This is a genomic window from Bacillus sp. JFL15, from assembly GCF_001184225.1.
In the GTDB taxonomy this organism is placed as follows: domain Bacteria; phylum Bacillota; class Bacilli; order Bacillales; family Bacillaceae; genus Bacillus; species Bacillus siamensis.
Genome location: NZ_KQ236689.1, coordinates 2922897 through 2939401, shown reverse-complemented (window position 1 = coordinate 2939401; position 16505 = coordinate 2922897). Strand labels below are relative to the sequence as shown.

Here is a 16505-nt window from a genome sequence, read left to right as displayed (position 1 = left end):
GGCCGGCTTTGACGTTCGCTTGTTTTGCAAAATAGTCAATATACATACGAAAAATTAAAACGGATAAGGATTCAGCCACTGCCCGCCGTCCATTGTGATACAATCCCCGTTTATGTAGGACGCTTCATCGGAAAGCAAAAACGCTGCCAACGCGGCGATTTCTTCCGGTGTGCCCAGCCGGCCAAGCGGGACACTGTTCATAGTGCGGGACACCGCTTTTTCCGATTCAAACAGCTTCTCCGCACCGCCTGTTCGTTCAATCGGGCCTGGGGCTATCGCGTTTGTGCGGATGCCGTATTTGCTCCCCCATTCAACGGCCAGCGTTCTTGTCAGTGACAATACCCCCGCTTTGGCTGCAGCGGAATGAACGACCCCTGCTCCCGCTCCCCATGCGTATGTAGCGGCCATATTCAATATGACACCCTTCTGCTTTTGCTCGATCCAATACCTTGCCGCGGCTTGGCTGCAAAAAAAAGTGCCGTTTAAAACAATCTCAATAACCGCTTTCCATCCGTTGGGCGTCAGCTTTTCTGCCGGGCAAATAAAATTACCGGCCGCATTGTTAATCAGCGCATCAAGCCGGCCAAAGACCTTTACCGCTTCTGTCATCATGTCTGAAGCGGCGGATTCTGAACGGACATCCATTTGAAAACAGGCGACCTGTCCCTCAAAGGTCTCAATTTCTTTTCTAGTTTCCTCAAGTGCTTCCTGGTTTCTCCCCGTCACCATGACGTGCCATCCCAGTTCAGCCTGTTTTTTCGCCATTGCTTTTCCCATGCCGCTTGAACCGCCTGTAATGATTACCGCTTTCTTATCCATAACAACCCCACCCCTTTTATTGAATGAATAATCATTCATAATTCTATCACAGATGTCTCTGCCCGTCATTACATGCTGAGAAGGGATTTTCCGGCCAAGCTGATGATATAATAGAAAAACTCTTACAAAGGTTGGTTTTACATATGGAGAAAATGACGAGAAGAACATTTTTAAAAAGAGGATTCGGCATTTTTGGCGCGGCTCTTGCGACGGCTTGCGGAGGCTACGGCTATGCCCGGTATATTGAACCGCGTATGATTGAAATCACCCGGCATACAATCACCAGCCGCCTGATTCCACGCGGCTTTGACAATTTTAAAATCGTTCAATTCAGCGATACGCATCTCAGTGACGTGTTTACAGCCAAAGACTTGAATAAAACAGCGGAAAAGATCAATCAGCTGAAGCCTGATCTGCTTATCTTTACAGGAGATTTAATTGATAAGCCGCATTTATATCATGATTATCAGCATGCGCTCGCCGTGCTGCAAAGGCTTGAAGCTCCTTTCGGCAAACTTTGTGTATACGGGAACCATGACCACGGAGGCTACGGCACGAACACGTACAAGGCGCTGATGGAAGCGGCTGATTTTCAAGTGCTTCGCAACGGCTTTCGCCAGGTGCAGCTGGCAGATGGAAGCCGGATTGAACTTGCGGCTTTGGATGATTTAATGCTCGGAAAGCCAGATTATGCAGGCACTCTATCCCGTCTTTCCGAAGATGCGTTTTCCATTTTACTCGTTCACGAGCCGGATGCCGCACTCAAAATCGGCGGACATCCCGTAAACCTGCAGCTGTCGGGACATACTCACGGCGGTCAGGTGCAGCTTCCGTTTTTCGGGCCTCTCATTACGCCCCCTTACGGAAAAACGTATACCGACGGCATGTATACACTGCATGACACAACCATTTATGTCAATCGCGGGCTCGGTACGACAAGACTGCCGTATCGATTTTTAGCAAGACCGGAAATCACGCTGTTCACATTGAAAACCGTACAAAAATAAGACTTTTATCCCGATGCACAAACAGCCCCTCCTTAATATGTATATGGAAAAGAACAAAAAGGAGGGTGATGAAACTGCTGACCTATCAAGTGAAACAAGGAGAAACCATCTCAAGCATTGCGCAAGACTTCAGAATAAGCACGGCCGCTCTCCTTCAGGCAAACCCCTCAATCCAATCGGTCATTTATGCGGGACAGCATATTATCATACCGAATCTTCCCGACCCATCCACTATTCCCTATTCCATTGTCGTGTATATCGGAGCGAAGAAACTTGAGTTATACCGCCTTGGCAGGCTCATCCGTACGTATCCGATCGCAGTCGGAAAAATATTGACGACCACACCGACCGGGGAATTTTACATCGTGAATCGCCAGCCTAAGCCCGGAGGTCCGTTCGGCGCTTATTGGCTCAGCCTCTCTAAGCTCCATTACGGCATTCACGGCACAAATAATCCTTCCTCCATCGGCAAAGCGGTATCAAAAGGATGCATCCGCATGTATAATCAGGACGTCACTGAACTTGCCGCTACCGTCCCTAATGGAACAAGGGTGACGATTATCAGATAGAAAGATCTCATTTGTTTATGGAACGAGCTGATGATAATATATTACAGTGGGACCTTTAGGGTAAGGAGCGTGTTTATGGATATATTTAAAAATCGCAATTTTGTCCGTTTATTTTTCGCAGCACTCGCTTCTCAAATGGGAACGACTGTAGGTAATATGGCTTTCGCTTTTTACTTGCTGGATCGCTTTGCCAACCAGCCGGCATACACGACTTTGGCAGAGCTGATGTATTCGCTGCCGACAGTTTTCGTATTTCTGATTGTCGGTGTTGCAGCTGACCGGCTCGACAGGAAAAAGGTCGCAGAAAATTGTGACTGGATCAGGGCGGGACTGACGATCGTATTGTTTGCGGCATTATACAGCGGGAATATTCCTCTCGTGTTCTGTATTTTGTTCATCAGAAGCGCCGTGACCAAGTTCTTTTTCCCGGCGGAAGCCAGCCTTGTACAAGCTATTCTGCCTAAGGAGCATTATGCGAAAGCAGCGGGGCTTAACCAGATTCTGTTCAGCATCTTTATGGTATTCGGCGTCGGTATGGGTGCGTTTATGTATAAAACGATCGGTGTGCACGGAGCCATTATCCTTGATTTTGTCAGCTTTATTGTGTCAGGCTTTCTGATCCGCGCCTGCCGCATTCCGATAGAAGCCCGTCAGCCGAACGGCCCTTTTAAATGGGGAGATTCGTTTCTGAAAGACTCGGTCGCTGATTTTAAAGAAGGGATCGTATATATTATTAAAAACAAATTGCTTGCTTCTCTTATTTTTGGCTTTTTTATTTTTGGATTTGTCAACGGCGGCTTTGCCGTACTTCCGATGTTTACGATGAAATACGGACTTGCGCCCGATCATTACGAATCACACACTTCTATCTTCACCGTCGCACTCGGCGTCGGTTTGCTTGCCGGAAGTGTAATCGGAACGATGATCGCGAAAAAAGTCAAACCGCATCATTTGATGTCGCTTCCGATTTTGGCTGCCGGACTGCTCATTTTTGTCCTCGGCTATACGGATCAGCTGTGGATTTATTATGCGGCGGCTTTTGTCCTCGGCATGTGTATCGGCCCTGTCAATATCGCCATCGGCGGCTGGATGCCGAAAATCGTTCATCCGAAAATAATGGGCCGGGTCAGCGGCTGGCAGGATCCCTTTATGATGTTTGCCCAATCGATTACACTCGGACTTGTCGCCCTGTTATTTCCGAAATTCGTTGCCAATATTGATTACCTTTATTACGGCATGGGAATCGTGATTTTGGCGGTATTTTTGTTCTATTTTATCGCCCTTCCGAAGTACAGCGCCGAGGCGGCGGAAATCGATGTGCAGCAATCATTAAAAGCTGATTCTGAAAAAAATGCGAATCCTGTCTAATAAAGGAAAAAAATGCGCCCTTTTCATCAGAAAAAGGCGTATTTTTATATTCAATATTTGCATTTCAACGCTAAAAAAGTATAATCTATATATGAACTTGATCAATGCAAAGGAGAGAAATAATGGACGACCACGCTTATTCGAAAGAGCTGCAGCCAACCATCGAGAATCTTTCAAAAGCTGTTTATACTGTGAACCGCCATGCAAAAACCGCCCCCAACCCTAAATACCTTTATCTGCTGAAAAAACGGGCATTACAAAAGCTTGTGAAAGAAGGCAAAGGGAAAAAAATAGGGCTTCACTTTTCAAATAATCCCAGGTTTAGCCAACAGCAGTCAGACGTACTTATCTCTATCGGAGACTACTATTTTCACATGCCTCCAACAAAAGAAGACTTCCAGCATCTTCCGCATTTAGGTACGTTAAATCAATCGTACCGCAATCCTAAAGCACAAATGTCTTTGACAAAAGCGAAAAACTTATTGCAAAAATATGTGGGCTTAAAGGAAAAACCGCTGGCCGCCAACAGGCAGCAGCCCGCTTATCATAAACCCGTGTTTAAAAAACTTGGTGAGAGTTATTTTTAATTCCGCCGCAAAAAAGCCGATGCATGACGCATCGGCTTTTTTCTATTCAATCACGTACGTATCCACTTTTTTAATTAACTCGCTGATTTCAGGCTTGCTGATCTGTTCATCCGCTCCGACGACTTCGCCCCGGTGGCGCAGGTCATCCGTAATCAGGGACGAAAAGATCATAATCGGCACGTCAGAGCTTTGCGGGTTATCCTTAAGGAGCTTCGTCAAACGGTGCCCGTCCATTTTCGGCATCTCAATGTCACTGATGATCATGTCAATATGGTCTGACAGATTTGCTCCTTTATCCGTCAATTCCACGACATAATCATACGCTTCTTTTCCATTTTCAAACGTAACGATTTCACTGTACCCCGCTTCAGTCAGTTCATCCGTCAAAAGGCGCATAAGAAGCGGCGAATCTTCTACGATAATTAGTTTTTTACCCGCCCGCCTTTCATCAAATCCTTCCTGATGGACATGGTAAGTCTCAACTCCGGATGCCGATTCAATGTCGTAAATGATCTTTTCATAATCAGGTAAAAAGATCATCGTGTCTTCCAGTTTAATGATACCCGTTAAGTGCCGCTCCATACCCTGATTCAGTGAAGTCGGCTTTTCAATCGCCTCCCAGGACACCCTGTGGATCTGTGATACGGAACCGACGTGAAAGACGATTTTCCGCTTATTGAATTCCGTCACGATATATTTATCGTCTTTTGCCCCTTCGGCATCAACACCGAAAAAGGTATACAGGCTGATGACGGGAAGAATTTCGCCTCTCAGCTTAATCATCCCTTCTACGTCTTTGTGAGACTGGGGCACAGATGTGACATCAACCGGCTGAATGATTTCCCGGACTTTCATCACATTTATGCCAAATGTATTGACGCCTACTTCAAATTTGACGATTTCTAGTTCATTTGTGCCTGAATCCAATAAAATATCGTATTGTTGTAAAGACAATTCAATCCCTCGCTATCCGCATTCAGTATTGTACTGTTTATATCGGCTGTAAACGGAAAAAGTGAATGTATTCAGGCCAACTGGCCATGAACTCTTTATAAAAAGATTCTTTTTTCCGATATCCCATTGACTTTTTGACATCGAGTGGTAAAATAGTCAAGGATTTTTCAGGAAGAAGGGTGTAATAAATGGGTACAGTAGTCATATTCGACCAAGATCAAATGACGGTGTTAGAAGATATCAGCAAAACGGCTTACCTGCAAATGAAAAAAGAAGCGAATGAGTGTTCCGATAAGCCCGCTCCGTATATCGTATGGCGGGAAAACATCAGCTTTGAATACGGGTATTAATGACATTCGCCACATATCACAATAGATAGATCATGATACAATGAAGACAATCATTTCAGCTGGTTGTCTTATTTTTTTCTGAAAGAAGGTATGTTTTCACATATCGGACATATACTCGGGATAGTTCACTTAAATAGATGACAAATGCTCAGCTAGTGGTAAAATAGGATAAACTCAATATATAGTATAAGGTGATGAATTATGGAACATTTGCTTAATCCGAATGTAAAAGAAATTGAAATTTCAGGAATTCGCAAATTCTCAAATCTTGTAGCTCAGCATGATAATGTGATTTCGCTTACGATCGGCCAGCCGGATTTCTTCACGCCGCACCATGTCAAAGCGGCGGCCAAAAAAGCAATCGACGAGAACGCTACGGCGTATACTCCGAATGCGGGCGGTCTTGAGCTGAGACAGGCCGTACAGCTTTATATGAAGAAAAAAGCGGATCTGAATTATGAAGCCGAAACGGAAATCATCGTCACAACCGGGGCGAGCCAAGCGATTGACGCGTCTTTGCGGACGATTTTATCTCCCGGCGATGAAGTCATTCTGCCCGGACCGATTTATCCCGGCTATGAACCGATTATCCGCATGTCCGGCGCCGTTCCCGTTCATGTGGATACGACGACACACGGATTTAAGCTGACGGCGCGGCTCATTGAAGAATCGCTGACGCCTAAAACAAAATGCGTCATTCTTCCTTATCCGTCAAATCCGACCGGAGTGACATTGTCAGAAGAAGAGCTGAAAAACATCGCGGCCGTGCTGAAAGGCAGAAATGTTTTTGTACTGTCGGATGAGATTTACAGCGAATTAACCTATGACAGACCGCATTACTCAATCGCGTCTTTTTTGAGAGACCAGACGATCGTGATCAACGGGCTGTCAAAATCACACAGCATGACGGGCTGGAGAATCGGTTTCATTTTCGCACCGAAAGACATTGCCAAGCACATCTTAAAAGTTCACCAGTACAGTGTGACATGCGCGTCCTCGATCTCCCAGAAAGCGGCGCTTGAAGCGGTGACAAACGGCGTTGATGATGCGCTTATTATGAGAGAACAGTATAAAAAGCGGCTTGATTATGTATATGACCGTCTTGTGTCAATGGGGCTTGACGTCGTAAAACCGTCAGGCGCATTTTATATCTTCCCTTCCATTAAGTCATTCGGAATGTCATCGTTTGATTTTAGTATGGCTCTTTTAGAGGATGCAGGTGTGGCTCTAGTGCCCGGCAGCTCGTTTTCAAAGTTGGGTGAAGGGTATGTGAGGCTGTCATTCGCATATTCACTGGATACATTGAGAGAAGGTTTGGACCGGCTGGAAGCATTTATTTTAAAAACGAGAGAATCCATGCAGACTATTTAAACAACGGCGTTACGCCGTTGTTTTTTATTGTTTCGGGAATGTAATGTGAAAAGCAGTGCCTTTATCCGGTTTGCTGTCTACTTGGATGGATCCCTGATGGTTTTTAATAAGGTTGAATGTGACCATCAGCCCCAGGCCGGTTCCTTTTTCTTTCGTTGTCAGAAACGGTTCGCCTATCCGTTTCAGCACGTTTTCCGGTATCCCGTCACCCTCGTCTTTGATCGTCACATTGACGGAATACTCATCTTCTGTCATGAGAATGTGGACTGTTCCTCCATCGGGCATCGACTCAACAGCATTTTTTATCAGATTGATAAACACCTGCTTCAGCTGATTTTGATCACCGTTAATAAACATGCTGTCCCGTTCGTAATCCGTCTTGATGAAAATCCCTTTAAGATTTGCCTGCGTCTCTAAAAGAGCGGTTACCTCACTTATAATTTTCTTTAAGTTTACACGCTCTTTCACTGCGTTATGCTGAGGTTTGGCAAGCATTAAAAGTTCACTTAAAATTAATTCGATTCTGCTCAGTTCAGAAAACACAATGTCAAAATAATGTTCGTTTTCTTCCATCGTCGGCTTCATGAGCTGTAAAAATCCTTTGATCGCCGTCAGCGGGTTGCGGATTTCGTGAGCGATTCCCGCCGCCAGCTGCCCTGCGATAGACAGCTTTTCCGACTTCAGCATTAATTCCTCCGTCTGCTTCCGCTCAGAAATGTCACGCAGAATGACCTGCACGGCCGTTTCTCCGAAAAACGTCGTCGGAATGCAGACCATTTCCGTGTAGATCAGCCGGTTTTTAAAAGTAAACCACGATTGTTTAATGATTTCGGACTCGGTCTTTCGGTCGATAATATGTTGAATCCGCTGTTTCACGTCGTCATGATCACAGGGATGAAGCTGATCATAGATGTTTTTACCGATTAAATCTTCATAGGTTTCGGCTTCAAACAGCGAAATGCCCGACTCATTCATGAATACCCATTTGTCATTGTGAATCACGGCGATCGTATCAATTGAATTCTGAATGAGGAGCTGATAACGCTCTCTGCTTTTTTGAAGAATCGTCTGGAATTTTTTCCGTGAAGAAATATCAATCAGAAGCAGTAATTCCGCCCGCTGATTTTTATATGTCGTCGGCGCCGCCTTCACTTCTAAATGAATGGGCGTGCCGTCAAGCCTTCTCCACGTCTGTTCAATCATTCCGACTTCCATCCCTTTTTGCATCCGCACAATTCGGTTTTTCACAATGTCATGATACTCTTCTTCGATAAACTCATAAGAGCGTCTGCCGATCACCTCATCTTTGCTGTCGGCTCCCAGCATGGCAAGCATCGCGTTATTGGCGTAGGCGATTGTGCCGTTGATACTGACGTATAGAGGATTCGGCAGCGTTTCAACAAGACGCTCAAATTCGCCGTTTCCAGCCGCTTCTGCTGACTGTTGTTCCGCCTTTTGCTTCTTTTGTTCATACATATAAGACCTGCACGGTGTCTTCTCCTCAAGCACCTTGATTTTAAGGATAATTTCCCGATCTGTCCCCTCCATTTGCGGTGTGACAATTTCCACACCTGCTTCAAGCCAAACAATGGTATGATCTTTTTTAATAAGGCGAAAGGTGCAAGGCATTAAATGATGCTCATTGTAGAAGTAACTTTCAACCAAAAATTGATCTTCCTCATGCAGGAACGTTTTGAGAAACGATCCGATCATTTCTTCCTGGGAATAACTGAAATACGATTTGCAGTTTGCAGAAATATACATAATACGCCCGTTAGACGTCAAAACGGCATGAAGATCGGTTTTCGATTGAAGCTGTTTGACATGCTGAGTATCCTGTTCCACAGAATCCCTCCTTTGCATTTTACTCACACTGCAGGCTGGTCACGGGCTGATATTAAAAGAATTTCCACTAGATTGATTCGCTAAAAAATGAGCATTCTCCTTCTATTCTTATTGTGAACGTCAATTTTCCTGAATGAAAGAAAGGGCGCACGATATGTTCGGCCGCCCTTTCATTTGTTATTTTTTATTGTATTTCTTTTCAAGCTCTTTGTAAGCGTCAACTGCTCCTTTGGCAATGTTTTTACTGATATGATCTTTATCATCCCGAACAGACGGAACGACGACGCTGAATGCCACTCGTGGATGTTCTGACGGGTAATAGCCGACAAAAGTCAGGTTATACGTTTCTTTCCCCCACCAGTTTTTGTTCGTGCCGTAATAGCGCGTCTGCGCGGTTCCCGTTTTTCCGGAAACATCAGCGCCGGAACCTTGAAATGTTGAATAAGCCGTTCCTTGAGGTGAGCTTGTGACCAATTTCATTCCTTTATGAACTTGATCAAAATCGCTCGGGCTGTTATTTACTTTGTTCAAAACTTTAATATCGCGCTGTTCAATCGCTTTCCCAAGCTTGTTTTTGCTGTCCGGTTCATGAATGCTTGTGACGATCCGCGGCTGGACGCGATATCCGCCGTTTGCGATGGCCGAAATATATTGAGCCATTTGAAGCGGCGTATATGTATCAAACTGTCCGATCGCAAAATCCAGCAGCAATCCCCCGACCAATTGCGGATTTGACTGCATTCCCGCTGATTCCTGAGGAAGATCAATCCCGGTTTTCACACCCAGGCCGAATTGGGCGTAGTAGTTGCGCATTTTTTTAATATCGTCTAATCCGGCAGGCAGCGTGCCGTGCGGGACGTAGGTAATGCCGGCTATATGCATGGCCACATGAAACATATATACGTTTGAACTTCTTTGCAGCGCGGTCAGCTCAGTAATGGTCCCCATTTGTGTCCACGATTGTTTTCTCGTTTTGCCTTTAAATACAAGCGGTGCATCGACAAACGTTTTATAATGCGGGAGGCCGCTTTGGTAACCCGCAAGAACAGTAGCTCCTTTAACAGAGGAGCCCATCTCATATTGGGTCGTAAATGCCCCGATCGCAAAATCCTGTGTTTTATTTGTTTCGAGATCAATGCGTTTCCCCGCCATTGAGAGAATATCCCCGTTGTTCGGATCCATCATGACGGCAAATCCTCTGTCAACCATATAGTTGCCGGCGGCGCGGCTTCTTCTCAGCTCATTTTCAATGACTTTTTCGACTTTCGACTGTAATTCCATATCGAGCGAGAGCTGCAGATCGTAGCCTCTGCTGCCTTCATTGACGGGCTTTTGGCTGACGACTTCACCTTTGCTGTTTTCCACATACTCTACTTTTTCTTTATGTGCGTTTAAATAGTCTTCATACTGATATTCAATGTAGCTTTTTCCCACCCGGTCATTCAGTGAGTAACCTCTTGTGACATAATAATCTTTCCGTTCGCCCAACAATCCCTGTTCCGGTGTCGTCACACCGCCGAACAGAGAGTACAGCGTTTTGTCGTACGGATATTTCCGCGTCCAGTCATTAATCACGTCAATGCCGGGGAGCTCTTTCAGGTGCTCGGATACGACGGAAACTTCTTCATATGTCAGGTCGCTTTTCGGTTTCTGTTTGTTGTTTTCATGTTCGTCAAGCAGTGAACCGCTGTTTCCGTTTCCGTTCAGCTTATTCGGGTCCATTGATTTGACGACTTGCGGCTGATAGGCGTTGCCGCTTGAAAAACGCGTATAAATCGCCGCGATTTGCAGCTCTTTTTTATCTTTTTTAATCGCATCAATCTCCTGCTTCGGGACGCGTTCAATCTGGCGTTTGTACACTTCTTGGGATTTCAGGCTGTTTTCTGAATCCTTCATAAGCTTTTCCGCCTTCTTCGGATGTGCGGCAAGCCAGTAATCAATGATATTTCGATCCTTCATAAATTCAGTATCAATATGGATCAGTGCGGCGAGATTTTTTGCCGTTTTCAATTTGTCCTTTGCCGAGGTTTTCGAGGTAGAAACGTATACAATTTCAGGCACAGCCTGGTTATCAACCGCCACTCTGTTCTGCCTGTCATACATCTTTCCCCGCGGTGTTGGGTAATAGGCGGTTTTTGCATTTGCCTTCTCCGCATCCTGGCGGTGTTTATCCCCTTCGACAATCTGGACGATGCCGAGTTTAAAAATCAGTGCCGTAAAGAGAAGGAAAACAACTAAAAAATAGAGATTCATTCTCAGCGCTCTGTAACGTTTCGTTTTTTTCTTTGGTTCACGCGCGACTTCAGCCACTTTCTGTTACACCTCTCAAATCATTCAATATATTTACATAAACAGATTTTAATTGTAACATTTTTGTAAAAGTTGTTACAGCGAAAACGGGTAAAAAAAACTGTCAAGATCAAATTATCTTAAAAAATATCTAACACTTCAAATAACTTGAAGTAATGTAACGGATTTTAAAATATAAATACAGATCGTTTCTCCTGATATAAAGCCATTTTTCTATGCTCAATTACAATTATGACAAGAGATTGTTGTCAAAGGAAATGAATGCCTGCATTATGACAAAAAAGCTGTGATAAGATTTTTCATGTAGAAAAAAACAACTTCTCTGGGAGGCTATAAACTTATGAAGAAAGCATTTCTCTTATCTGCCGCTGCGGCAGTCAGTTTAATTACATTCGGAAGCATTCAGCAGGCATCTGCCAAAGAGCTGTCATGCCAGCACGTCGTTACTGTGAAAAAAGGAAACACCGTACAGCATCTGACTCCTCAAGAGGCTGTTGAAAAACTACATATGAAAAAGAGCGCGAAACAGCTGAGCTTTAAAAATGAGAAAGAACTGAAACAGCAGCTGCAAAAACACGCAAAGCATTCTGATATGACAGTTAAAGACGTTCAAAAAGAAACACCTGCAAAAGCTCCGGCAGCTGCTGAAAAACCGAAAGCCGATCAAAACCAGACGGCTGACAATGCAAAACAGACAGATAACACAAACAACAGCAGCGAGAAAACTCCTTCATCTGTCAGTGCGTATGAAAAGAAAGTCGTTGAATTGACAAACGCAGAGAGACAAAAGCAAGGCTTAAAACCTCTGCAGATTGATGAAAAATTAAGCAAATCAGCTCACGCAAAATCACAAGATATGAAAGACAAAAACTATTTCGATCACCAAAGCCCTACTTACGGTTCACCTTTCGATATGATGAAGTCTTTCGGAATCACTTATAAAACTGCCGGTGAAAATATCGCCAAAGGGCAGCCGACTCCTGAAGCTGTCGTCAAAGCTTGGATGAACAGTGAAGGCCACAGAAAGAACATCCTGAACCCTGAGTTCACTCAAATCGGTGTCGGTTATGTAGAATCAGGAAACATCTGGACACAGCAATTCATCGGAAAATAAACAAAAAAGATTGCCCCGCGGGGCAATCTTTTGTCTGTCGAAAAAGTGGCTGAGACGGCGAAAAAAGGGCCTAACACTTTATAAATTTATAAACATTTGAAGCTCCCGGCACAGAGGTGCCGGGAGCTTTTTTGTAAAATCATAAACGTGAGGATTAAAATGGTTTTGCTAGCCTTTACTTCTTTAGTAATACTTTTTTATAATAAAAAGTAGAATTTACCTATTTTCCATTGAATATTTTTTCAAAATTTAGTAATATATTGAATGGGTTTCTAAATGAATGGAGAGAGGAAGTTTAAATTGAAAAAAATTGTAATGACACTATTCACAGTTGCTCTATTGACATTCGGGATTTTCTCAAACAGTTCAGAAGCGTTAGCCATGACTTCAAAAGGAGCAATTAAATTCCAAACAGATGCTAATACTTACTCAAAACACGCTACTTCTATTGTCGTAACAGGTACTGTGTCTACAAGATATGCTGAGGTAAACAGGGGTGTTAATGTTCTTCTTGTCAATAAAAAAAGAGATGTAGTCAAAGACATATATGTTAATGGCCGTAATATTCGCAGTTTTAAAGTGAGCTTTTTGACAAAAAATATTCCAGCAGGCAAGTATGATGTGGTGGTAGCATTGACTTGGGGAAATCAAACCCATAGAGGAGAACTGAAACACTATATTACTGTACAGCATTAAAATTCATATTATTAACAAATGGGTTTAACGTTGATTTCATCTGGAATTCTCAAAAAACAACATGTAATGATGAAATCTCTGAATCGAGGATGTTTTCGTAAATCTCTTGAATTTTTACGATACATCCTCTTTTATTTTTCAGTTTTGCTAGAAGGCTAATCTATAGAATTTCAATTTCGGATGCCAAATTATTAGGTTTTAATTGCGGGAATCACTCGATTTATTGCTATGTACATTTGGGTTACTCGAATTTCATAGTTGAATCAAACATGAAACATCCTACTGTTGGAAAGTTGTATTAATCCTTATAATTATTCGGAAATCCCCCTTTTGATTTATAATAGACAGTCTGCATCAAACAAACGAGGGGGATTTTCCAAACAGTAGAATATTATAAACGGATACACATTAATACATTATCCTGCCAAGTTCCTGTCTTCATTAAGGCCCTAAGAATACAAGGTTTGCAGATCATTGTTTACAAAACACTACCAACAATACTGTAAGTATTCGCTTCCTCAGCATCCATAAAATAGTCGCGTTCGGGCAATCTTTTTTATTTCACCCAAAGCTTATAAATACTTTGAGTTCCGCTGTTTTCTTCTCCTTGCGCGGAAAGCTTGTCGTATAATGATTTGGCCAGCGCCAATCCGGGCATTTCTTCTCCCATGAGCTCCGCTTCTTCAAGAGCAATTCCCATATCTTTAATAAAGTGTTTCACGTAGAATCCTGGTGCAAAATCGCCTTTCAGCATACGGGGAGCGAGGTTGGACAATGACCAGCTTCCGGCAGCTCCGGTTGTAATGCTTTTCAGCACTTGTTCCGGGTTCAGACCGGATTTTTCAGCGTAAGCCATCGCTTCAGCCACTCCGACCATTCCCGCTGCAATCGCGATCTGGTTACACATTTTCGTATGCTGGCCGCTCCCTGCCGGCCCTTGATACTGAATATTTTCCCCCATTACGGAGAAAAGCGGCAGACATGCTTCAAACGCTTCTTTTTCTCCTCCGGCCATAATGGCAAGCGTTCCGTTTTGGGCGCCGATGTCACCGCCGGAAACGGGTGCATCCAGGGCGTGAATCGATTTTTCTTTGGCTTTCTCCGCAATCTTCTTCGCCAGAGACGGTTTTGATGTCGTCATGTCAATGACAAACGCCCCTTCTTTTGCATGACGGAGAATGCCGTTTTCACCGAGATAGATTTCTTCGACATCACTCGGATAGCCGACCATGGTAATAATGATGTCAGCTTTCTCTGAAAGGTCTTTGACCGTCTCCTGCCAGACCGCTCCCTTATTCAGAATCTCTTCCGCTTTTTGTTTCGTACGCGTGTAGACTAAAACGGGATAGCCCGCTTCTAAAATGTGCGATGCCATACTGTTTCCCATGACACCTAAACCGATAAATCCGACTGTTTTGTTCACTGCGCTTTCCTCCCCTGCTGCGATTCATATATACGATTTCATGTCTATATTACCATATGACAGGCTGATAGAGTCCGCGTTACAAGGTGAATTTAGAAATGGCGCTGATCAGATCTTCGCTCGCGCTCTTTAACATGTCGGTCGATTGCTTCACTTTTTCAAGCGTAACGAGCTGTTCATCAGTTGAGGCATTCACTTCTTCCGCGGCTGCCGCTGATTCTTGAGAAATGGCGGAGATGCTTTGAATCGCTTCTTGGATCGCGGCTTGTTCTTCACTCATTTTTTGAATGTCATTGTAAATATGATCTATTCCTTGAACGAGAGACTGCATTTCCGTCGTAATCAGATTGAGCACTTCTCCCGTTTCATGAATGGCGCTGTTTTGTTCATCATTCATTCTGCTTGCCTCGATCATTGCGTGCGACGCTTCTTTCGTCTCTGATTGAATCAGCCGGACCGTCTCACTGATATGGCCGGAGGAAAGAGCTGATTGTTCAGCAAGCTTGCGGACTTCTTCAGCGACGACGGCAAAACCCCGTCCGCTTTCTCCCGCTCTTGCGGCTTCAATACTCGCATTCAGCGCCAAGAGATTCGTCTGGTCCGAAATGGCGGATATTGCCGTTACGACTTCCTCTATGTTTTTCGTTTGGTTTTCCAGGTCAGTCAGCATGGCCTCTACTTTTTTCGTTTCTGAATTGGCTTCATTTGACTTCATCAGCAGCTGGCCGAGCGCATCCAGGCCTTTGTAGCTGGCGTCCTCTGAAGATTTTGAGAGTTGTTTTATGCTGCCCGCGCGATCGGCGATTCCTCTTATTTTGACTGAGAGATTTTCAGATTTTTCATTGATCGTCTCAACCTCTGACGCTTGCTCAGTCGCTCCGGCGGCGACTTCCTCTATCGCTTTTGCGATTTGTCCGCTCGTTTCATTTGTCTCTTGTGAAATGACGGTTAATTGGTCAGATGTATCGGACACTTTTTCTGAAGAAGTCTTGACCTGTTCGACCATTTCTTTCATATTTTCAACCATTTGGTTAAAGTCTTTTGTTAATTCGCCTACTTCATCTTTTGATTTAGTCTGGGCACGGACGGTTAAATCTCCCGCTGAGACCGAATTTGTTTTGGCGATCAGCTGCTGAATCGGCCCGGTTATCGTTTTCGCAAGGAAATAGCTGAGCCCGATCGTAATCACAAGAGCGATCAGTGACATAAAAATACTCACTGTATTCATTTTGTCGGCTACTCCCATTAGCTGATCTTTTTCAAACTGCGTTCCGACCTTCCATCCTGTTTCTTTTATCGTTTGATAGACGACCATATTCCCTTGCAGCTCTTTGATGCCTTCTTTGTCTGAGCTGATGTCTTTTAACGCCTGATCTTCCGAAATATTTTTCCCCTGTTTTGACGGATGCGCCAGAAGAGAACCGTTTTCATCCGCTAAAAACGCAAATCCTTTATACGGAACCTTTTGCTGATTGACCATGCTCTGAATGGATGACAGCTTCAAATCTAAGCTCGCCACCCCGATGACAGTTCCGCTGTTTTGAATGGCTTTTGAAGCCGTCACGATCATATCCCCTGTCACAGCATCTTTATAAGGCTCAGTCCAGACAACCTTATCGGGTTTTTCGGCCGCCATTTTATACCACGTTCTATTTGTCGGATCATAGTCTTTGGCAAAGTCAGCCTTCGGATATGTAAACATTTGTTTGTCTGCGGTTCCGACGTATGCAAGCGCGACATATTTGTCATTCTGCCCGATCTGCTTTAACTCATCGTTAAAGAGCCGCGCGGTTTCTTTATTCCCATCTGTCAAAAATGTGCGGGACAATTCACCGCCTGCTAATCTCAATAATACAGTCTCATCATTTTTCAGCTGAAGCTCAATGTTCTGACCGAGTGAATTGGTGACATTTTCTGTCGTGCGTTTTGCTTCATCCGTCATCATCGGCTTTAATGTCAAATATGAAGATACCGTTAAAAAAACAACCGTTACGATAAGCATTGCCGATACAAACACAGCAATTTTGATATGCATTTTTTTAAACATAACCATCCCCTCCTGAGAGTTATATCGGTCTTTCGGCCAAGAAAA

The 16505-nt window shown here is 44.1% G+C and carries 13 protein-coding genes and 1 pseudogene; 8 read left to right on the top strand and 6 right to left on the bottom strand.

Annotation, left to right across the window (positions count from 1 at the left end; genetic code table 11):
* Positions 1-54 precede the first annotated feature (54 nt).
* Positions 55-819: a 2,4-dienoyl-CoA reductase gene (gene fadH / locus AD710_RS14780; protein ID WP_049628388.1), complete on the bottom strand. Its 765-nt coding sequence runs from the start codon at positions 817-819 to the stop codon at positions 55-57.
* Between the two features lie 143 nt (positions 820-962).
* Between fadH and AD710_RS14775 the strand changes: the two genes are divergently transcribed.
* The 4 genes from AD710_RS14775 (at position 963) to AD710_RS14760 (ending at position 4350) form a co-directional block, all read left to right on the top strand.
* A complete protein-coding gene (locus tag AD710_RS14775; RefSeq protein WP_049628387.1) occupies positions 963-1826 on the top strand; it encodes a metallophosphoesterase in 864 nt (287 codons plus the stop codon).
* 74 nt (positions 1827-1900) lie between these two features.
* Positions 1901-2395 (top strand): L,D-transpeptidase family protein, encoded by a 495-nt coding sequence (locus AD710_RS14770; protein ID WP_095240832.1) that lies wholly within the window; start codon positions 1901-1903, stop codon positions 2393-2395.
* Positions 2396-2470: 75 nt separating this feature from the next.
* Positions 2471-3763, top strand: coding sequence for an MFS transporter (locus AD710_RS14765; RefSeq protein WP_049628386.1), 1293 nt, complete (start codon positions 2471-2473; stop codon positions 3761-3763).
* Between the two features lie 122 nt (positions 3764-3885).
* On the top strand, positions 3886-4350 hold the full coding sequence (locus AD710_RS14760; RefSeq protein ID WP_013352067.1) for a YkyB family protein: 465 nt from the start codon (positions 3886-3888) through the stop codon (positions 4348-4350).
* Positions 4351-4392: 42 nt separating this feature from the next.
* Here the strand turns inward: AD710_RS14760 and cheV are convergent, their stop codons facing one another.
* Entirely contained in the window at positions 4393-5304 is a 912-nt protein-coding gene (gene cheV, locus AD710_RS14755) for a chemotaxis protein CheV (protein ID WP_049628385.1), read from the bottom strand.
* Positions 5305-5492: 188 nt separating this feature from the next.
* On the opposite strand from cheV, the gene AD710_RS19905 reads away from it, so the two are divergent.
* On the top strand, positions 5493-5654 hold the full coding sequence (locus AD710_RS19905) for a hypothetical protein (protein WP_099744299.1): 162 nt from the start codon (positions 5493-5495) through the stop codon (positions 5652-5654).
* A 201-nt stretch (positions 5655-5855) separates the two neighbouring features.
* Positions 5856-7069, top strand: a pseudogene (locus tag AD710_RS14750) (aminotransferase A).
* On the opposite strand, the gene AD710_RS14745 reads toward AD710_RS14750, so the two are convergent.
* Positions 7050-8870 carry a PAS domain-containing protein gene (locus AD710_RS14745; protein ID WP_049628384.1) on the bottom strand — a complete coding sequence of 607 codons (1821 nt, stop codon included), beginning with the start codon at positions 8868-8870 and terminating at the stop codon, positions 7050-7052. The pseudogene AD710_RS14750 and the gene AD710_RS14745 sit on opposite strands and share 20 nt — an antisense overlap.
* A gap of 177 nt (positions 8871-9047) precedes the next feature.
* Positions 9048-11180, bottom strand: a complete 2133-nt coding sequence (locus tag AD710_RS14740; protein WP_049628383.1) for a peptidoglycan D,D-transpeptidase FtsI family protein — start codon at positions 11178-11180, stop codon at positions 9048-9050.
* A 340-nt stretch (positions 11181-11520) separates the two neighbouring features.
* On the opposite strand from AD710_RS14740, the gene AD710_RS14735 reads away from it, so the two are divergent.
* Both AD710_RS14735 and AD710_RS14730 read left to right on the top strand, forming a co-directional pair.
* On the top strand, positions 11521-12294 hold the full coding sequence (locus AD710_RS14735) for a CAP domain-containing protein (RefSeq protein WP_049628382.1): 774 nt from the start codon (positions 11521-11523) through the stop codon (positions 12292-12294).
* 300 nt (positions 12295-12594) lie between these two features.
* A complete protein-coding gene (locus AD710_RS14730) occupies positions 12595-12990 on the top strand; it encodes a hypothetical protein (protein ID WP_049628381.1) in 396 nt (131 codons plus the stop codon).
* A 556-nt stretch (positions 12991-13546) separates the two neighbouring features.
* Here the strand turns inward: AD710_RS14730 and AD710_RS14725 are convergent.
* Complete coding sequence (locus tag AD710_RS14725; protein ID WP_045926895.1) at positions 13547-14413, bottom strand: NAD(P)-dependent oxidoreductase; 867 nt, start codon at positions 14411-14413, stop codon at positions 13547-13549.
* Positions 14414-14492: 79 nt separating this feature from the next.
* Positions 14493-16460 (bottom strand): methyl-accepting chemotaxis protein, encoded by a 1968-nt coding sequence (locus AD710_RS14720; protein WP_049628827.1) that lies wholly within the window; start codon positions 16458-16460, stop codon positions 14493-14495.
* Between the last annotated feature and the right edge of the window lie 45 nt (positions 16461-16505).

Excerpts from the sequence above, each read along its gene's own strand:
- fadH (WP_049628388.1), bottom strand. The coding sequence starts at position 819 with ATGGATAAGAAAGCGGTAATCATTACAGGCGGTTCAAGCGGCATGGGA.
- AD710_RS14775 (WP_049628387.1), top strand. The coding sequence starts at position 963 with ATGGAGAAAATGACGAGAAGAACATTTTTAAAAAGAGGATTCGGCATT.
- AD710_RS14765 (WP_049628386.1), top strand. The coding sequence starts at position 2,471 with ATGGATATATTTAAAAATCGCAATTTTGTCCGTTTATTTTTCGCAGCA.
- AD710_RS14760 (WP_013352067.1), top strand. The coding sequence starts at position 3,886 with ATGGACGACCACGCTTATTCGAAAGAGCTGCAGCCAACCATCGAGAAT.
- AD710_RS19905 (WP_099744299.1), top strand. The coding sequence starts at position 5,493 with ATGGGTACAGTAGTCATATTCGACCAAGATCAAATGACGGTGTTAGAA.
- AD710_RS14735 (WP_049628382.1), top strand. The coding sequence starts at position 11,521 with ATGAAGAAAGCATTTCTCTTATCTGCCGCTGCGGCAGTCAGTTTAATT.
- AD710_RS14720 (WP_049628827.1), bottom strand. The coding sequence starts at position 16,460 with ATGTTTAAAAAAATGCATATCAAAATTGCTGTGTTTGTATCGGCAATG.